General features: G+C 42.5%; 15 protein-coding genes and 1 tRNA gene. 3 read left to right on the top strand and 13 right to left on the bottom strand.

The window, feature by feature from the left end; translation table 11 throughout:
- Positions 1–14: 14 nt before the first annotated feature.
- A complete protein-coding gene (locus tag ABEB05_RS09955; RefSeq protein WP_265789755.1) occupies positions 15–1,109 on the bottom strand; it encodes a copper resistance protein NlpE N-terminal domain-containing protein in 1,095 nt (364 codons plus the stop codon).
- A gap of 166 nt (positions 1,110–1,275) precedes the next feature.
- The gene (locus ABEB05_RS09950; RefSeq protein WP_265789753.1) at positions 1,276–3,789 is read right to left on the bottom strand and encodes a zinc-dependent metalloprotease; all 2,514 of its coding nucleotides are present in this window, start codon (positions 3,787–3,789) and stop codon (positions 1,276–1,278) included.
- Positions 3,790–4,033: 244 nt separating this feature from the next.
- On the opposite strand from ABEB05_RS09950, the gene ABEB05_RS09945 reads away from it, so the two are divergent.
- Positions 4,034–4,666 (top strand): class I SAM-dependent methyltransferase, encoded by a 633-nt coding sequence (locus ABEB05_RS09945; protein ID WP_265789751.1) that lies wholly within the window; start codon positions 4,034–4,036, stop codon positions 4,664–4,666.
- Here the strand turns inward: ABEB05_RS09945 and ABEB05_RS09940 are convergent, their stop codons facing one another.
- From ABEB05_RS09940 to glmS, 4 genes are all read right to left on the bottom strand, one after another.
- Positions 4,667–4,984, bottom strand: a complete 318-nt coding sequence (locus ABEB05_RS09940) for a phage holin family protein (RefSeq protein ID WP_265789750.1) — start codon at positions 4,982–4,984, stop codon at positions 4,667–4,669.
- 139 nt (positions 4,985–5,123) lie between these two features.
- Positions 5,124–7,394 (bottom strand): heavy metal translocating P-type ATPase, encoded by a 2,271-nt coding sequence (locus tag ABEB05_RS09935; RefSeq protein WP_265789749.1) that lies wholly within the window; start codon positions 7,392–7,394, stop codon positions 5,124–5,126.
- A gap of 149 nt (positions 7,395–7,543) precedes the next feature.
- On the bottom strand, positions 7,544–8,116 hold the full coding sequence (locus tag ABEB05_RS09930; RefSeq protein ID WP_345694270.1) for a helix-turn-helix domain-containing protein: 573 nt from the start codon (positions 8,114–8,116) through the stop codon (positions 7,544–7,546).
- Positions 8,117–8,166: 50 nt separating this feature from the next.
- Positions 8,167–10,011: a glutamine--fructose-6-phosphate transaminase (isomerizing) gene (gene glmS / locus ABEB05_RS09925; protein ID WP_265789746.1), complete on the bottom strand. Its 1,845-nt coding sequence runs from the start codon at positions 10,009–10,011 to the stop codon at positions 8,167–8,169.
- A gap of 131 nt (positions 10,012–10,142) precedes the next feature.
- Between glmS and ABEB05_RS09920 the strand changes: the two genes are divergently transcribed.
- Both ABEB05_RS09920 and ABEB05_RS09915 read left to right on the top strand, forming a co-directional pair.
- Positions 10,143–11,345, top strand: a complete 1,203-nt coding sequence (locus tag ABEB05_RS09920; protein ID WP_265789744.1) for a putative sugar nucleotidyl transferase — start codon at positions 10,143–10,145, stop codon at positions 11,343–11,345.
- 99 nt (positions 11,346–11,444) lie between these two features.
- Positions 11,445–11,528 (top strand) — tRNA-Leu (locus ABEB05_RS09915).
- Positions 11,529–12,009: 481 nt separating this feature from the next.
- Here the strand turns inward: ABEB05_RS09915 and ABEB05_RS09910 are convergent.
- The 7 genes from ABEB05_RS09910 to ABEB05_RS09880 all read right to left on the bottom strand — a co-directional run bounded on the left by ABEB05_RS09910 (position 12,010) and on the right by ABEB05_RS09880 (position 18,252).
- Complete coding sequence (locus tag ABEB05_RS09910; protein WP_265789742.1) at positions 12,010–13,320, bottom strand: aminotransferase class V-fold PLP-dependent enzyme; 1,311 nt, start codon at positions 13,318–13,320, stop codon at positions 12,010–12,012.
- A 237-nt stretch (positions 13,321–13,557) separates the two neighbouring features.
- On the bottom strand, positions 13,558–14,154 hold the full coding sequence (locus tag ABEB05_RS09905) for a hypothetical protein (RefSeq protein WP_265789741.1): 597 nt from the start codon (positions 14,152–14,154) through the stop codon (positions 13,558–13,560).
- Between the two features lie 175 nt (positions 14,155–14,329).
- Positions 14,330–14,515 carry a hypothetical protein gene (locus ABEB05_RS09900; RefSeq protein ID WP_265789740.1) on the bottom strand — a complete coding sequence of 62 codons (186 nt, stop codon included), beginning with the start codon at positions 14,513–14,515 and terminating at the stop codon, positions 14,330–14,332.
- A 283-nt stretch (positions 14,516–14,798) separates the two neighbouring features.
- Positions 14,799–15,626 carry an N-acetylmuramoyl-L-alanine amidase gene (locus ABEB05_RS09895; protein ID WP_265789739.1) on the bottom strand — a complete coding sequence of 276 codons (828 nt, stop codon included), beginning with the start codon at positions 15,624–15,626 and terminating at the stop codon, positions 14,799–14,801.
- Positions 15,627–15,765: 139 nt separating this feature from the next.
- Positions 15,766–16,092, bottom strand: coding sequence for a hypothetical protein (locus tag ABEB05_RS09890; protein WP_265789738.1), 327 nt, complete (start codon positions 16,090–16,092; stop codon positions 15,766–15,768).
- Between the two features lie 11 nt (positions 16,093–16,103).
- Positions 16,104–16,460, bottom strand: coding sequence for a hypothetical protein (locus ABEB05_RS09885; protein WP_265789737.1), 357 nt, complete (start codon positions 16,458–16,460; stop codon positions 16,104–16,106).
- Positions 16,461–16,545: 85 nt separating this feature from the next.
- The gene (locus ABEB05_RS09880) at positions 16,546–18,252 is read right to left on the bottom strand and encodes a patatin-like phospholipase family protein (protein WP_265789736.1); all 1,707 of its coding nucleotides are present in this window, start codon (positions 18,250–18,252) and stop codon (positions 16,546–16,548) included.
- Between the last annotated feature and the right edge of the window lie 7 nt (positions 18,253–18,259).

Here is an 18,259-nt window from a genome sequence, read left to right as displayed (position 1 = left end):
ATCTAAATACCGCTCTACTCCGATCGGTGAAATGTCATCACTGTATCCTCATCATGCAGTAAAAGCAGCCGCTCGTTGCTTATATCATATTTATTAGTTTCGCTTAAGGCTTCCTTGAACTGTGATTCGAGTTCCCTTGCATCCTGATCCTGACATGCCACTTTGGTAGTAATGAGTTCCCCAAAAGACAAGCTATCCTGGCCAATTGTCAACTTGCCATTTAACTGGTTACAGCCTGTATGCCCATGAACCTGTTGTTTATTAAGGTTAATCTGTAATGCCGGTAACTGCCTTAAAAAGGCCTCTTCGGATATTTCAGCATTGTTTAAAGAATGAAGGGTCCAGAAATCATGCAATTTATAGCGATCAGTGATCATGCTCCCGCATCCCCGATACGTTTCTTCTCCTATTTCTACGATAACACGATGAGTAAATAATATACCCGACATGCTATCCGTACATCCAATAGGAGAAAATAAAGCAGTAAAAGATCCTGATTCTGTTTCAGCTTTTATAAGACGTGCTTTACTGGTTGAATCCTTTTCTATCTCAGGAGTTGATATTACTACGGTATCTCCGTCCAAAACTTCGAAGCGGGTATTATTATCAAAGTCTATTTTTAATCGCCAGAACGGCTCGTTACCCGCTCCGCGGAAGTCAACACCTTCCTTTTGCAACTCTGTCCATTGGGAATGGCGTTCTGCAGTTTTTAAAGGCTGCTTGTCTAAAATATACCGATCAGTGAGAGATCCTGTAATTTCCTTTCCTTGCTGATCCAACATTACCAGTAGGCTGTCGTCAATTGTAAATTCTTTAGAAGTACCTGATTTTTCTTCCAAAGCCAGCAAGGTATCTTCTTTTACACTCCAAGTACCCTTTTCTATAAAAGGACGACTACTTTCCCCAATATAAACTGATGAACTTTCATACTTTTGGTTTTCTTTCAAAGTAAGTTCAAACGCTATTCCCTCGCAGTCTGCACATGGAATAATGCTGCTATAGGTTGATCCCTCCAAGCTTTCAACAGTTGACGAAAAATTATTGTTGGAATTATCACATGCAGTAAATAGCGCTATTATAGCTATAAAAAGAACTATTCTGTTTTTCATCAGCTGCTAAGTTAATATTGTTATTATCTTTTAGCTGTTAGTAGTCATTTTGAAACTTGTTGTTCCGAAAATTTATCCAAAATAAAATTCAGTGTTCAATCAATAAAAAACCCCGGTGATAAACCGGGGTTTAATAATTAATATTTGCAATTATTTAGTTTGAAAATCAGCTATTCGGATCCAAAATATTTTCAATTCGTTGTTCTGCATCCGCAAGGTGTACACGGGTTGCCCGGTCGCTGACCCGACTTTGAGTGCGCTGTATGTCCCTTTGCAACGTTTCAAGCTGATCACGTACGATGGGGCGGATATCAGATTGACTAACATCTACATCGGTCCATCCGTAGTATTCCTTCATCTCCCCGGACACATCCGGAAGTTCCTCAGTCATCAGGTACGCCATCCGTTCAATATAAGCACGCTGTAAGTTCCGGCGGTGCACTCCAATAGCAGTATTGTTTTCCAATTCGCTCCAGATAATGCTTCTGACATCATCCATCATTTCAAAAGTATCATAGGTATCATCACTACTGCGGGCATCGAACTCAATGAGCCGGGCAATACGTTGTGGATTGGTAAGATCGTTAAGCACATTTACCTGGGCGCTACGTAAATTATTAACGACCGTAGACTGATTTATACGATCCAGGATGTCTTCATTGAGCATCCATTCAGGAGTTGAAAAGGCAAATTCCCCCAGAAATGTCATTGCCCTTTCCTGGGTCTCTCTGGGCACAAACTGATAAACAGGTCCATTCTGACTATAAGTTTTATGATTTTCATAGACACCACCCACGTTTTTGGTTACGTGTCCCATATAGCGCCCCCATTGGGTCACCACATTATCATAGAGTTCTTCCAGCTCATCGTAGTCGGCCCCTTCGCGGTGGGTCCACTCGATAAGGTTATCGGTAATGCGTTTCAGATTTTCAATACCCAGCTCACCTGCTTTCATGGCATCATTACCGAGATCTTCATTTTGAGAACGGGGATCAATTTTACTGCCCGTTTGTCGGCCATAGAAATAACGAGGATCATCAGCGCGCTCGCGCGTCCATTCATTTAGGGTAGCCTGCTGCTCTTCCTGACTCATATCCTCGGGGAACCACGTATAGCCCCACTTAATTGACCACTCATCGTATTCACCGATGGCGGGTCCAAAACTTTCCACGCCGTCACCTGGCTGAGCAATATAGTTAAAACGGGCATAGTCCATGATAGAAGGAGCGGTTCCATGCTCTTCTGTAAAGCTTGGAGATCGCAGTGAATCTACCGGATAGGCATAGCTGGAACCCCAGTTGTGGGGAAGGCCCAGTGTATGTCCTACTTCATGGGCCGACACAAACCGAACTAATTCTCCCATAACTTCATCCTCAAACTGTACCGAACGTGCCTCTGGATTGGCAGCGGCCGTTTGTACAAAATACCAGTTTCTCAATAAATTCATCACGTTATGATACCACAGGATATCGCTCTCGAGAATTTGTCCCGTTCGCGGATCGTGCACATGCGGACCCTGGGCATTAGGAATATCATTTGCTATATATCGTATTACTGAATAGCGAACATCTTCGGGCGTAAATTCGGGATTCTCCTCTTCAGAGGGGGGATCCTTGGCAATAATAGCATTTTTAAAGCCTGCTTCCTCAAATGCTTTCTGCCAATCTTCTACGCCCTGTTTTAGATATGGACGCCACTTTTTGGGTGTTGCTGGATCTATATAATAGACAATGGGTTCCACCGGTTCCACGAGCTCTCCATCGAGATAGGCTTCCTTATCCTTAGGCACCAATTCATACCGCGTCACAAACTGTTTTTCATCAGCCCGATGCCGCTCACCGCCATATTTAATTTGTTCGATCGAAAAATAACCTACACGATCATCAACAACTCGTTTCTCCATCTGTTGATCCGGAAGAAGAATCATCGACTGGTTCATTTCCAAAGAAATAGTCCCTGTAGGAGCGTCATCCGGTGGACTACCGGACTCATAGGTCAGGATATGTCGGGTTTCAATATTTTCCGGATAGGCACGGATACTGTCAATCAAACTACGTTCTCCATCCAAACGACGTACTTCAAACTGCTTGCGCTGTCCATCACTTAAACCACTAATCAACGGTACATCAGAAGTAAAAAAGTCGGTAACTTCAATAACTTTGGTATTTTCCGAAACCGAATCCTTTTTTATAGTTTCTATATCAAAACTATGTACGATTGGTTCATAATTATTATTCTTTACAGATTCATATATGGGATTATTTTCATCTGCGATACTTTCATATGAGACATGACGCAACAGAATATTATCATCCTTTATCTGCCAGCGTACTACTTGTTGGGAACGGGCTTTCATTCCTGCTCCTCCAAAACTGAGATCATTTTGAGTACCGGCAATACGACTAACCAGCAACATCTCCTGATTCAAGACTGAATCAGGAATTTCATAGTAATACTTATTGTCTACTTTATGGACCGTAAATAACCCTTCATCCGATTGGGCCTCATCCGTTATAACCTTCTCATAAGCTTTATAATCTCCATTTTCACCGTTCTCTTCTTGCGAGGCGGACTTACCGGAACTTGTTGTTTCTTTAGAAGTGGCGCAACCTGCTACCAAACCAATTGATAGCAGTAACACTGCCCATCCTTTATGACGCATGAAATTCAAATAATCCATATTTGCTAGACGTTAATTAGAGTTATTCTTATTGCCTGATATTGTGCAAAAAGTTCTTTTTAAAACAACAATGAGTCAACAACAAAAGCTTATTTAGATGTAAAAAAATTTAATAATGAATACTTTAAATTTTTTAACTATACAAAAACCTCTGTCATTATTATAATTCATCAGATTGGAATTTTTAAAAGTAAGAATATCATTATTAGTCAAATACCTCCAGCTTTATTACATTTAGGCAACTATGGGAAAAAATCCGGCAAAACCACTTAAACACCTTCTCTACTTTTTTAAAGACTTAAAACAGGTTGGGGCTGTTGCACCCAGCTCTAAATTTCTTGCTAAAGACTTGGTAGCTCGCTTTAAAAAAGAGTTGGCTGATGGAAATTGTAGTCCCCTCAATATTTTAGAAATCGGTCCGGGAACGGGTCCACTAACCAAACAGATTGTTAAATATTTACGTCCGCAGGATAAACTGGATGTAGTAGAAATCCATAAAAAGTTTTTCCAAATTGTTAAAACCCGGTATAGGCAATCTAATATCCAGGCATACCATACAGATATTTTACAGTTCCAGCCGGACTACAAATACGATTTTATTTTTTCCAGCTTACCCTACGAAAATATGCCTGCTGAGGTTAGTCAGGAAATATGGAAAAAAAAGCTAAGCTTATGCACTGAAGAAGCTTGTATTAGCTATTTCAAATACGTGAAATTTCGGAATTTCAAGAGTGATTTTGAAGAAGAAATTGTCCGAAAATACGGACGTAATAAAAAGTTCGTCCTCCTCAATTTACCTCCGGCCAAAGTATACACGCTTGAAGTTAACCGAGAAGAAACCTCTACCCCTGCTGTCGATAATTTGAGTGTAGCCTGATTAAAAGAAAATTACATTCAACAGCGAAAGCAGAATACTAAAGCCAAGCGCCCACCAAAAGTTATCGATATCCACACCATCTACCAGTGCGGCAATCAATAGCAGCATTAGTGCATTGATTACCAATAGAAAGAGCCCCATCGTCAGAATAGTAATAGGGAGCGTCAAAAATATGACTACAGGTTTAACAAAAGCATTTACAATCGCAAGTAAAATAGCGGCGCCAAGTGCTGCCCAATAGTTTTTTATGTGTATTCCCTTCAGTATGTAACCAATAGCAAAAATTCCTATGCTGTTCACCAGTATTTTCGTAATCATATTTTCCTCTTATTTTATTGGGTTTTGTTACTTCTACGGGAGTTTTACCTTAATGTTTTGAAAACATTGCGAACTAAACTTTACTCTTGGATCCCGGTTATCCACAAAGTTTTCCACAAACATATCCTAAGGTGTGGATTCATGTGGATAAGTCTGCATTTTGAAGTCGGCGCGAGTTATAAACTACGTTCACAGAGCTGAATGCCATAGCCGCTTCCGCCAGCAATGGATGCATCATACCCATCACAGCTAACGGGATCATTACTACGTTGTAGAAAAAAGCCCAGAAAAGATTCTGTTTTATTTTTTTAAAGGTGGCATTGCTAAGCTTAACCGCCTGAACAACTGAGGTCAAATCTCCGCGAACAAGTACAATATCTCCGGATTCTATAGCCACATCGGTGCCGGTTCCAATAGCGATACCAATATCTGCCTGCGTTAGTGCCGGGGCATCGTTAATACCGTCTCCCACCATGGCTACTTTCTTGCCCTGTTCCTGTAAATGTTTAATCTCATCGGTCTTCTGGTCCGGCATCACCCCTGCTATTACTTCATCAATGCCTACCTGTTGGGCTACAGCTCTAGCCGTTCGCTCATTATCTCCTGTAATCATAACTGGCCTCATGCCTATGGATTTCAGTGCAGAAATCGCCTCCATACTGTCCTCTTTAATTGGATCGGCTACGGCTATGATACCAATACATTTCTTACGAGCAGCAATAAAAACAGCGGTTTTTGCCTCTTCCTCTAATTTCCGGGCCTCGCCTATCTTTTCTTTTCCAACATCAATATCATGACTTTTCAGTAAACTAGGCCTTCCCACCAATACTTCCTCCCCCTTTATTTGGGCGCATACCCCCTGACCCGTAACTGCCTCAAAACCTGAAGCCTGGGGAATCTCTTGCTCTTTTTCATCGGCGTGACGAACAATCGCTTCTCCAATTGGATGCTCCGATCCTTTCTCTACAGCCGAAGCCAGGCGCAAAACCTCTTCATACGAAGATTCTTCTGAGGCAACTAAATCGGTCACCGATGGATGACCTTTGGTAATAGTTCCTGTTTTATCGAGTACGATATGATCAATCTCCCGAAGAAGCTCTACGGCTTTTCCCTGCCGAATTAAAATACCATTTTCAGCTCCCATTCCGGTTCCAACCATGAGCGCTGTTGGCGTTGCAAGTCCCAATGCGCAGGGACAGGCAATGACCAGTACCGCAATTGCAGCAAAGAATGCAAGGGGGACTGCACCCATTTCTGGATTGACCCAGGGAGTAAATCCCGATGCCCAAAGCGCGATCTGTCCAAAGAAGTCTGGGAAAAGCATCCAGGCCGCCCATGTAACTACTGCAAGTCCGATAATAGCCGGTACAAAAATAGCCGTTATCTTATCAGCAAACTCCTGTATCGGGACTTTGGAACTCTGTGCTTCCTCTACCATCCTGATAACCTGATTCAGGAAAGTCTCCCGACCTACTTTTGTAGCTTTTACCTTAAGGGTTCCATTTTTATTAATAGTTGCGCCGATTACCTCATCTCCTTTTTCTTTGCGCACGGGCATAGATTCGCCCGTAGCAAGTGATTCATCCACCCGGCTCTCCCCCTCCACGACTTCTCCGTCAGTGGGTATTTTATCACCCGGTCTTACAACCATGACATGTCCCGCCTCAAGCTCAGATACCGGGATTTTTTCCTCTTTCCCGTTCCTAATAATGGTAGCCTCCTTGGCTTCGAGCGTCAGTAGTTTCTTGATAGCCTCAGAAGCACGTCCCTTCGCTTTAGCCTCTACATAACGTCCAGTCAAATGAAATGCCATGATCATGCCAGCAATTCCGGCAAAGCTGTGAAATGGTGGAGCCAGTCCAAACGTATGCAAAAGGGCGACCACTCCTGTTGCCAGGGATGCCAGCGTGCCCATTGCAATAAGTACATCCATGTTGGGAGATCCTCCGCGAGTTGACTTCCACGCTCCCCTCAAGGTTTCCCATCCGGGGTAGAAAATTACTACACCAGATAGCAAGATCATTGTCCCGTGATAAACGGTTTCCCCTCCTAATGTCCACCCCCATATCATTTCAGGAAGCATCCAGAGAATAATCGGGATCGTGACACCCCAGGACCACCACATATTCTTCCGGGCATTTTTAAATTTTTCATCATCAGAGTCCACCCCCGATGTTGAATCCTGTACTGCCTCTTGCTCTTCTTTTACGTCATAACCTGCTTTTTGAATAGCCTGAATGAGAGCCTCATCCGTAACATCACCATTAGAAAATTCAACGAAAGCCTTTTCCGTAGCCAGATTAACGGATGCCTTTTGTACACCTTTTACCTCTGAGAGATGCTTTTCTACACTGTTTGCACAGCCAGCGCAGTGCATTCCTTCTATTTTGAGGGATTTTTTAGTTGCCATAACCCAGATTGCCAGATTTGTTATTATTCATACTCATCAGTTTCCAATGCGAATAATAAAATAATGTTTAACTCGCCCAAGATTGTTACAATCTATTAGGAATGATGTGTAAAATTTTCAGGTATTCTCAATAATCTGGGGGCTAATAATTAACGGATAGCATCTAGTGATTTACGGTCTAATTCATCCAATTCTGATCTAAAATCGCTGACCGTTTGGCCGGTAACCTTTTTAAACTGGTTGGAAAGGTATTGGACACTGCTATAATTAAGCTTCCACGCTATTTCACTGAGCGTCATTTCCTGATACGTTAGTAACTCCTTCACCCGTTCAATCTTCAGCCGGATCATATACTGCTCTATGGTCGTCCCCTCAAGCTTCGAAAACCGGTTGCTCAGATAACTGTAATTGCGGTGGAGTTTATCCGAAAGAAACGCTGATAATTTGGGCGGATCTACCTCGTTCTCAATCCTTTTTAAGTAGCCGATAAGGTTCGACTTCACATCCTCGGTGAGGGCAGACTGGTTTTTATGTATCAATTCGAATCCATCTTGACGTAATTTATCCGCATTATCATGAAGTTCATCCTCCGCAGGAGTCTCAGATATGACGGCCTCTCCCAAGCGTACGGAATTTACCTCATATCCGAGATCGTTCAACAGACGCCGTACCGTTGAGATACAGCGATCGCAGACCATATTCTTAATTTTCAGCGAATACAAAGTGTATTTAACATCGGATGTATTCTTTTCGTTTAAACCCGATAAATATCCTATTCAACCGTTACACTCTTGGCCAAGTTCCGGGGCTGATCTACATTGCATCCACGATTAACTGCGATATAATACGACAGCAGTTGAAGCGGAATAGAGGTTAACAGTGGAGAAAGACAATCCTCCGTTTCCGGTATCGGACAATTAAATTCTGCCAGATCCATAACTTCTTCATTGTCTTCGCCGGTAATAGCTATAATACGTCCTTTTCGGGCCTTTACCTCCTCGATATTACTAATCATCTTATCATTGGTATGATCGGTGGCCGCAATAACCACGACGGGCATCATTTCATCAATAAGTGCAATAGGTCCGTGCTTCATTTCTGCTGCAGGATAACCTTCGGCATGAATATAGGAGATTTCTTTAAGCTTTAACGCCCCTTCCAATGCCACCGGAAAGTTATATGTTCTTCCGAGATACAGGAAGTTCGGAGCATAGGTGAATAGCTTTGCCATTTCCTCAATTGACTCACTGTTTTCAAGAATTTGCTCTACTTTTCCGGGAATCCTGTCAAGTTCTTCAATAAGCCGAGCGGCATATTCTTTTTCAAGAACACCTCTTTTTTGTCCGAGCAAAATAGCCATCATAGCCAGTACAGAAACCTGGGTAGTGAATGCCTTGGTTGAGGCCACCCCGATTTCCGGTCCCGCATGGGTATATACCCCGGCATCGGTATCGCGGGCAATGGTTGAACCGACAACGTTACAGATTCCCAAAGTAAGTGCTCCCCGCTCCTTTGCCGTACGCAATGCAGCCAGTGTATCTGCGGTTTCTCCACTCTGAGAAACAACCAACATCACATCATCTTCATCAATAAGGGCTTCCCGGTAGCGAAACTCTGAAGCGTATTCTACTTCAACGGGTAACTTGGCCAGATGCTCAAACAGGTATTCACCCAACAGGCCAGAATGCCAGCTGGTCCCACATGCCGCAATAACCAGTCGTTTGGCATTGACCAACTTATCCAACACATCAACAAGACCGCCAAGCTGAATAGAATGGTTCTCAACATCCAGGCGGCCACGCAGGCAATCGGCGATAGCACGGGGTTGTTCAAAAATCTCCTTGAGCATAAAATGAGGATATCCGCCCTTCTCAATCTCCTCAACACTCATGGCAAGTTCATGAACCTTCTTGGTGAGCGGTACATCCTCAATAGTCTTCACTTCATAGCCATCTTTAGATACCACGGCTATCTCACCATCATCCAGATAAACCACCTTTTTGGTATGTTCAACAATAGGAGAGGCATCCGATGCTATAAACATTTCTCCATCTCCAATCCCCAGCAACAACGGAGAACCTTTTCGAGCCACCACAATCCGATCGGGTTCTTCCGTATGTAAAATAGCTAGGCCATACGTACCCACAACCTGTTTCAAAGCCATCTGGACAGCCTGCTCAAATGTTAAATCATCGCCATTACCGTTCTCATAAATTTCTTCAATAAGCTGGGCAACAACTTCGGTATCCGTATCCGTGTGAAAAGTTCGTCCTTTATTTATAAGTTCTTTTTTTAGAGAATTATAATTTTCTATAATTCCGTTATGTACGAGCGCGATCTTACCAGATTCACTGACATGGGGATGCGAATTAATATCATTGGGCTCACCATGTGTGGCCCACCGTGTATGGCCAATACCTATTTTGCCCTTTGAAGGATTAGCCTCGAGCTTATTCTTCAGGATCTGAACCTTACCTTTGCCCTTCTTGATGTCTAATTCACCATTTAACAATGCAACGCCAGCAGAGTCATAACCGCGATATTCCAACCGCTGAAGCCCCTTGACAATAATATTACTAGCTTGCTGTTCTCCAATATACCCTACAATTCCGCACATAAATAGTATCTAAAGTTTTTGATCTTTTTTATTATACTGTCTCTCTGTCAAAAAAATGACCTACTAAATTTATCATTCTGACAGGGATTTTAAAATAGTTGTATTAAAATAATTAAAAGGGAAAATCGCTTATGCAGTTGTGTTTTTTTGAAGATAAAAAACTGCCTAATTTTCATCCTCTAACCCTCAGCCGGCCGATTGATGATCTCCGTATCGGGATCTTTACAATCAGGCAAAAATGGATGCATGCTTTAGATGCAGATTCCTTTGCCCGCACTGTTCGGCCAAACCTTGAAGGTGTTTTTGAAGCCGGTAAAATACATTCCGACCAAGCCTGCTTATGGATTAATGCTCGTTATCTTCCCTCAGGCGCGTTGCTGGATGAAGTCCAAAACCTAAACAATGGTACTTGCCTTCGGTTTGATTCTACTGTTATAGCCGCGCGTGTTGATGGCCAAACATCCCAAAAATGGGTAGCAGAAGGAAATCCTGATTTTAGTAATCTGCTCGTGGTAGAATCCCAGTCTTTCGACTGCTTTGAGCATCTTTGGGACCTCTTCCAATTTAATGGCCGGGAGATTATAGGTGATTTTAGGCTTGCAGGTTCCAATGACTCAGAGAATATATCTATCTCCCCGGCAGCAACCCTTGAAAACCGAACGGATATCACCTTGAAAAGTGGTGCTGAGATTGAAGCAGGCTGTGTAATTGATGCCCGGAAAGGACCGGTATATATTGGAAAAGATGTGACAATTATGGCAGACTCTGTTCTCCGTGGGCCCATAGCGGTCTGTGAAGGATCTATTGTAAAAACAGGGGCTAAAATCTATAAAGACACTACCATCGGACCGGTTTGTAAGGTTGGGGGGGAGGTAAGCAATACTATCTTCCACTCTTATTCAAACAAAGCACACCACGGCTATATAGGAAATTCTGTAGTGGGACAATGGTGTAATTTCGGTGCGGGCACCACCGTCTCCAATCTAAAAACGAACTACAGCAATGTAAGAGTTCATGATTGGGAAAACGGCAAAGAAAAAGACAGTGGTCAGCAATTTATTGGAATGATCATGGGAGATCATTCCAAGACGGCTATAAATACGGTTATTAATTCTGGCACCGTGACTGGTGTCAACTGCAATATTATTTCACGGGACTTTCCGCCTAAGCTTATCCGCTCATTCAGTTGGGTAGGATCCAACGTCATCCAACCCTACAAGCTAAATAAAGCCTTAGAAACTATGGAGATCATGATGGATCGCCGGGATGTAAAAATTACCGAGGGCTATAAAAATATGATGCGCAATATCTTTAATAACCGTCAGGAGCAATAACAATAATCAGCGAATGAAATAAGGTACTTAAAGAAATATTTTCAATTTAGGTTGAACTTTCTCTGTAAAGCTTCCTATATTTGAGGGCTTTAAACCCAAGCCCAAGTGGCGGAATTGGTAGACGCACATGCTTCAGGAGCATGTGAGCTAACGCTCGTGGAGGTTCGAGTCCTCTCTTGGGCACTCAAATCCCTGTAAGTTATTGACTTACAGGGATTTACTATTTTAGGTATAAATATTAGTACAAACAATTACTTAAAACTAATGGGTGTTAATCCAGCTAATAAATTCTTTTACCTCCTCAGGCCTATCACCCACCTTTTCCCAATTTTCTCCCCTTTTAATTCGTTGGTCAAAATATTTTGCCCTATTCTTTGACTCCAGCCCAAGTGTACTTTCAAGATCACCACTCCTCCAAAACCAGTAAACTTCATTAGATAACTGGTTTTGGATTTTTTAAGAACAGGGTCAACATCTTCAATATCTGCAAAAAGTTGATAGGTATTTTCTGAAATTTTTCTATCTCGTTCATATCCTTGCCATTATGGCCTTAATCGTCAAATAAATAACACCAAGCGCATCAACTGGGAACGCGGATGTCTATCAATTACCAAAGCTTCTTGCTTCTAAATTTAAGTTACTCAAGAAATACAACCGTTTTTTGTCACATCTTCGCGATCACCTCAACGGTTCGCTCTACCTCCTCCTCATTGTTAATAAGACTCGGGGCCAACCGAGCGTGAGAATCCCGGTATGGGGTCGTACTAGCGGTAATCTTATGCCGGTGAAACTCCTCTACAACCTGTTCTGGTGAATAACCATCTACATCAAAACAGACTAACCCTGAGGAAAGCTCAGTACTCATAGGTGTGTGAAGCTGTACATGGGGCATTCCCGCGAGTGCCTCCTTGGTCATTGTATTCAGCGTATGAATTCTTTCTTGCACCCTTTCCTTTCCGATATCGAGATGAAACCGAAATGCTTCAGCCAGTGCCCAGCGGTGTTCAAATGAATGGAAGCCTCCGGGGGTAAAAAAGTTGCCTGGAGTAATGAGTGGAGTATCTACCGGTAGTGCACCGATCCAGACACCCGCGCTTGGGCCAAAATTTGGAATGATTGGATCGAGCGCTTCCCATGCTTCATCCCGCCCCCAGATAATACCTGTACCACGGGGACCAAAAAGCCATTTATGGGTCCCGGCTATAAAGAAATCACATTCCAAATCATCTACCCTCATATTTTCAATGCCAAACCCATGGACGCCATCCACGCACAGCAATATACGATCTGCCATCTCACGAGAACGGTTCATCTCTTGCAAAACCTGTGCTATCTCCTTAATTGGTAGCTTCACTCCCGTGGAAGAATGAACCCAGGTCACCGCAATAACTCGTGTCTGTTCAGTGATAGCACTTTTTGCCCGGGAAACAATCTCATCAACCGAGGCTTCCGCCGGGTTGTCGTATAGAGAGATCTTTCGAATCTTGGCCTTGGTGCGTTCTGCCCGGTGTTTGAGGGATAAATCCGTAGAAAAATGACCGTGCGTGGTAGTAACAATCTCTTGTCCTGGCCGCAGTTTCAGCATTCCGTAAACTAGTCCCAGCCCCATCGTGGTGCTATCGGTAAGTGCAATATGATCGGGATTGGCGTTTAGATATTCGCCTGCAGCAGCCTGCTGCTGTGGTTCAGCCGTCATAAAATGTTCTTCCCAATAGTGAGCCGGATCTTCATCCAGGGCATTCCTATGCCGTTCAATCGCTTCCGCCACTGGCTTCGGATGGCTCGATAGCAAAAAAGTAGACATATGTATATGAGAGCGTCTAAGTTCAAACTGATCGCGAATTTCCGACCAGCTCATTGGATCATATGTTGTTGAAATCTCAGATTTGGAAGCCGCGGTAAGTGAAGCCGATCCTAAGGTTGGCAATGACCCGAGGATCAAGCCGGTTTGTTTCAAAAATTCTTTACGTTCCATCGTTTTTGTAGTTTGACCGTTCACGTTTTAAAATCTCATTTCCCAGTTCATTTCTCCTCTTTATTTGTAGCTGAGGAGTATAATGGCTTGGCGTATGATCGTCACAGGAATTAGGGCCTATGGTATACTTTACTCAATGCCTACTCGATCCATATTATCTTAAACTCGCTTCCTAGCTATTGGTTTTCAACTAGTAAGTACCCTCTCCTGTTTTTTTCTCCGACTATCTCATGATTACTAGTCACTGTCCTCCTGCACATCTGAAGGATTATATTTAGGCATAGGTGCCATAACATGCACGTAAGGGGTATTTCGCCACATCACCCATGGCCCGCCTGACTCAGGGGTTACCGGTAGCCCTTCAAGCATGCTATTATTGGGCACAATAATCATCAAATGGGGGACGGCATCAGTTATCCACTCATTGTCATCAGTTGGCCCTTCAGCGTATGGATCAGTATTGCTTTCCGGGGTGCCACCCTGCAGCATATAACCGAATCCCATTTTTGATATATTTACTTCTTTCTGATTCATCCAGGCGTCCGCCCATGTTAACCAGGGCTCATCCAAACACATAGGATCATTACCGGGTGTACCAGGCATATCGGGCAGACACGTATACTCATTAGTACCTTCACGGAGCAAGGCCATTTCTTCACCTTCACTTGCGGGCCAGTCTCTAATGGTTGCATTCTTTGCAATAGCGTATGGAGCAGCACTCATAGCGCTATTGATCTTGGCTTGTTTATCGCTGCTATCCCCGGTAGGCGACTGAGCATAAACGGAACCAACAAAAAGTATGATTCCAAACAGTAAAGTGATTCTTTTTTTCATAGCTATATCTCCACATTATTATATATGTTGTATTTTCGAGGTAGGACGCTGGAGATGACAGCAATATGTAAATATATATTTACAAGTAAATCAATATCCTAATTAAAAGCTATTTAGTAATCACCCTTTAGGAATAAATCTGTTATTATGATATCAGAACTTTCTAAAGCTAAAATCAGGATGCTATTTTAATCTCTCGTTCCATAACTGTTGTATATGTCTGCGTATTATTATCATGACCTGCGTTGATCAATTCATCAAAGTCCTCGATCATATACCTAAGACGGAGATTACATCCTGATATCGGATTATCGTATTCTTTGTTATACGTTACTACTTTATTTTCTCCTATATCTTCCATAATTGCTACCCCAATATTATTTTCTTTTAAATGAACTCTACCTTGATGCCCTGAGACATTATGTAATATTTCGCAATCAAATACAGGCAGATGGGAGCTTTCTAACGTACTTAGGAGACTTCTAATCTATTTAGGGATTTCCTAATACTTTGTGAGGAATGTTTCTTTCCTCATAATTTATCTAGTCCTATTCCCCCAACATAGTATTAAGGACCACTTGTTTTGGACTAGCAGCTTCAACGGTAAAACTATTTTAAATTAAGAATTATCTAGGGCCATCTGCTTAAATATTTTTTTTAATGAAAGATTTAGCCACCCATCCTTTAAGTTTTACTTCTACCTGGTACCACCTGTTAGACTCATCTACAATATTTACAGGCGTACCTTTTTGAAGGGGATTGGAAATTTTTTGATTCTCCGCAGAAGGACCCGAACGTATGTTTAGCAATGATGCGGTTACAACTCCGGGATTGTCAAAACCTTCTGTTTCCTCCTCTTCTTGCTCACTTCGGTCGGCATGCAGTAGTTTATCCCGCATTTTATCAAGTGGAAACGCGGGCCCGGGATCTATCTTCCGGCCCGGTGATATCTCTTCATGGCCCAAGATCGTTTTAATATCATAGGCATTAATCAGCAGCTCACAAATCTCGTATGTTTTTGTAATCTGTTCTTCTGTAAAGCGATGCCAGAAACTGGGATCTTCTTCATTTCTATGAACAGCCTCAATCGTCTGGTCTTCAGGATATGCGCGGCCAAACCAAGAAATATACTGATCACCACTTTTCGTAAGTCGACCAGCGTTATCCAGTTCAATGCCAATAGAATATTTATTCAATCCCTGCCGATCTCCCCAAGCACTTTTCCCAGCATGCCAGGCAATGGTATCAAAGGAAACTAGCTGAGTTATGGAACCATCGCGGCTGATCACCAGGTGAGCCGATGCCCTAACATTCGGATTAGTGAGAGTTCGAATAGATGATTCTCCCGAACTCCCTGCTGTATAGTGGATTACAATTGTATCCGGTAAGTCTTTGGAGAATTTTCCACTATGATTGGGGGATTCAACAAAATCTGCAGTTTCTTCGTCTAGCTTTCCATTTTGTGTCTTCATAACTCAAGCTATTTTCTAATTTAGTTTTTTGTTTGTCACCACTTGATTTTAATTACTTGGCTACATCCAGAATTAATTTTGGTAAGTCGAGACCATTCGACAAAATTTTTACGTTTCTATATTGAACAGCTAAAAGATTTCATCCAAACATTTCAGAGGCCGAGGTTATCACTGAATCTACAATAGAACTTTTATATTGATCCAGCTGTGCTTTCGCAATTCCTTTGTGTTTTAAGGCTTCCATTTTTGCAAGATCCTTTTTCCCATTTACCAGAAATTTAAGGTCCTCTTTTGTGAGCTTCCCCTCCGCCATAAGTTTAGTCCAACGTTTAAGATCATCTTCGGCTTCTTCGGCAAACGTTCTCCCATCCTTTATAAATTCGTCTTTAACCTCATCACCTAACTTGCTGGCACGATTTACAAGCTCATTTTTTAATTGGTCGATAAAGTCATTAAAGTCGGGCATATCATTTCTTTTTATTGTTCTCTTTTACCACTTTCCAATTCCATAATAATATCAAATCCCTCTTCGATATTTCCCTTTGATTGCTCTATCAATGTTGAAGAAACTTCTCCTTTTTCTTCCCATATCCGAAGGAATCCTCCCAAAAGTGAACCTTCAGGATCAATCATAATCCCCCATTGCTGGGTGCTTTCCGTATTTTGGGGACGCCCTTTTGCATATTCGTATGCTTTTTGTAGCTCTATCCTTAATGCCTCTACCTCCTCTTGATGGTTGTCATAAGATTCTGTTGCCTTGTCCATTAAGTTCAATGATTCAACCTTCAATGTTACCGCTTGTTGATAAGCTTGCTCACTATACAGTGCCTGCATATTTTGGCAGCCTGTTATAAACAAAGAAAGGATAAGGCAATACAACGCATTGGTTCTATAACTTTTAGAATTCATGAGTACAAAATCAGGATTTAAGGTCAAATTCTTCGAGGTCGGTGTTTATTTTTTCCATGATAGCATCTACTATTTTGCCCCTTTTTAGGCCTGCAATTCTTTTTGCCAGCCACCGTGTAAAACCATCATCAACATATTGTTCTATTAACCGGTTGATCACCACTTTCGTCCGATTGCTTATCAAGCTCTTCAGTTCCTCGAGTTCCCGGCTACCCAACTTTAGAGTATTCCACCCAAGCGGAAAAACTTCTTCTTTAGCAGAACCCATCAGAGGAATCAAAGGGATAATATCAGTCCCATCTTTTTGAAAAGAAAAGCGCTCAAAATCAGCCTCCGTATAATCGGCAAATACAGGATTTTGACGTGCTTTATCTACCGGTATTGAAAGATAATTCCGAAGAAACTGTTGACAATTTCGTCGGCCAAGTTGAAAATCATGCATCCTAAACTTTTTGGAGAAAAAGCCCCCGAAACCATTCAAAAATCCAGAAGCAATAGGATAGTTAGCCTTTGTCCCATCAGGATTTCTGCGGGTAGGAGCTACCAAGTAGCGACTATAGATGCTATCTGAATTGGCAAGCATCAACTCGTCCGGTTTAAAGCGTGCCTGTGACATCAGGCTGCCAAACAATTCAGTAAAAATACTAACGATGTCATAATTCTCCAGCTCTTCCTGTGATTTCATCTCTGTCTTCTTTTCACTAGGAAAAGGATCGATCATAATTACTGCACGTTCTGCACTTTCGGGTTTCCTGGGATTGAAGCCCTGCTTACCCGCCAGAGTCCGGCGTGCCAGTTCCATCGGCTCATTATCCATGACGCCTCCATCAACCGATAAGAAATTAAACCGATCAGTATGATCGGCAGGCCATGCTGGTTTTATATTTACCATCCTGACGCATTCCGCAGCCCCGTCCGATTCTTTTGGGCGCTGGGGGACGGGCCAAGATCTAAACTCATAATGATCAAAATTCCTTTGCAATTGTCGGGGCGCTAACCCACCCGGGAATGCCCCAGTGGCAAGAGCCGTACGTTTTAGCAGGTGCCAATTTTTGGTGTTACTGTTACCCGGATCCAACCACTCGGCTTCTTTTAACTCCGGGTTATTCTGACTGAGTACAAAATGCAGAAAGTCGGTATGCTGAGAAATGGAATGTCCTCTTCCAGTATTCCCCTGAAACTGAATATCATATGGGACTCCCTGAAGATTCGTGAGAGTAAGATACAGATGGAAGGGCTTCGATATGTAAGGTTTCCATTCTTGAGTAGGTGAGAAACTGACGGCTGATTCAGCTATTTCATCTAGTACGGATGAGTCCAGCAGGGATTTTACACTACTGTTTCTTTCTTTTAAATCGCTATTCTCAAGCAGGTCTCTAATATCAATATCATCAACCCAGGATTTGTATAATTTATTTCTGTTTATTTCATCACGGGTGGGTTCTTTACCGGGAAGGGAAGTGATGTGTGAAAATTCTTCATTCATCATCGCCGTAAATATGGCCCCCGTCATTCCCCCGGCAGAAGCACCCGAAATAACTTTTATTTTAACGTCATGAATCGGGGCACTACCTTCTCCAGCATCCTTTGCTTTTTGCCACTCCTCCAATGCCTGAAGCAAAAAGTCTATCACACCTGCAGTATAGGCTCCTGCCGAAACGGCACCGGCCATAACTAAACCGATTTCAAAAGTTCTATTTTCTTGCTCTGGTGGCAATTTATGA

Origin of the sequence: Fodinibius salicampi, from assembly GCF_039545095.1 — a bacterium.
Lineage (GTDB): Bacteria > Bacteroidota > Rhodothermia > Balneolales > Balneolaceae > Fodinibius > Fodinibius salicampi.
This window is presented reverse-complemented; position numbering and strand designations above follow the sequence as displayed.

Coding starts and splice junctions, on each gene's coding strand:
- ABEB05_RS09890 (WP_265789738.1), bottom strand. CDS start 16,092: ATGCCCGACTTTAATGACTTTATCGACCAATTAAAAAATGAGCTTGTA.
- ABEB05_RS09905 (WP_265789741.1), bottom strand. CDS start 14,154: ATGAAAAAAAGAATCACTTTACTGTTTGGAATCATACTTTTTGTTGGT.
- ABEB05_RS09940 (WP_265789750.1), bottom strand. CDS start 4,984: ATGATTACGAAAATACTGGTGAACAGCATAGGAATTTTTGCTATTGGT.
- ABEB05_RS09955 (WP_265789755.1), bottom strand. CDS start 1,109: ATGAAAAACAGAATAGTTCTTTTTATAGCTATAATAGCGCTATTTACT.
- ABEB05_RS09920 (WP_265789744.1), top strand. CDS start 10,143: ATGCAGTTGTGTTTTTTTGAAGATAAAAAACTGCCTAATTTTCATCCT.
- ABEB05_RS09910 (WP_265789742.1), bottom strand. CDS start 13,320: ATGGAACGTAAAGAATTTTTGAAACAAACCGGCTTGATCCTCGGGTCA.
- ABEB05_RS09895 (WP_265789739.1), bottom strand. CDS start 15,626: ATGAAGACACAAAATGGAAAGCTAGACGAAGAAACTGCAGATTTTGTT.
- ABEB05_RS09945 (WP_265789751.1), top strand. CDS start 4,034: ATGGGAAAAAATCCGGCAAAACCACTTAAACACCTTCTCTACTTTTTT.
- ABEB05_RS09935 (WP_265789749.1), bottom strand. CDS start 7,394: ATGGCAACTAAAAAATCCCTCAAAATAGAAGGAATGCACTGCGCTGGC.
- ABEB05_RS09900 (WP_265789740.1), bottom strand. CDS start 14,515: ATGGAAGATATAGGAGAAAATAAAGTAGTAACGTATAACAAAGAATAC.
- glmS (WP_265789746.1), bottom strand. CDS start 10,011: ATGTGCGGAATTGTAGGGTATATTGGAGAACAGCAAGCTAGTAATATT.
- ABEB05_RS09885 (WP_265789737.1), bottom strand. CDS start 16,460: ATGCAGGCACTGTATAGTGAGCAAGCTTATCAACAAGCGGTAACATTG.
- ABEB05_RS09950 (WP_265789753.1), bottom strand. CDS start 3,789: ATGGATTATTTGAATTTCATGCGTCATAAAGGATGGGCAGTGTTACTG.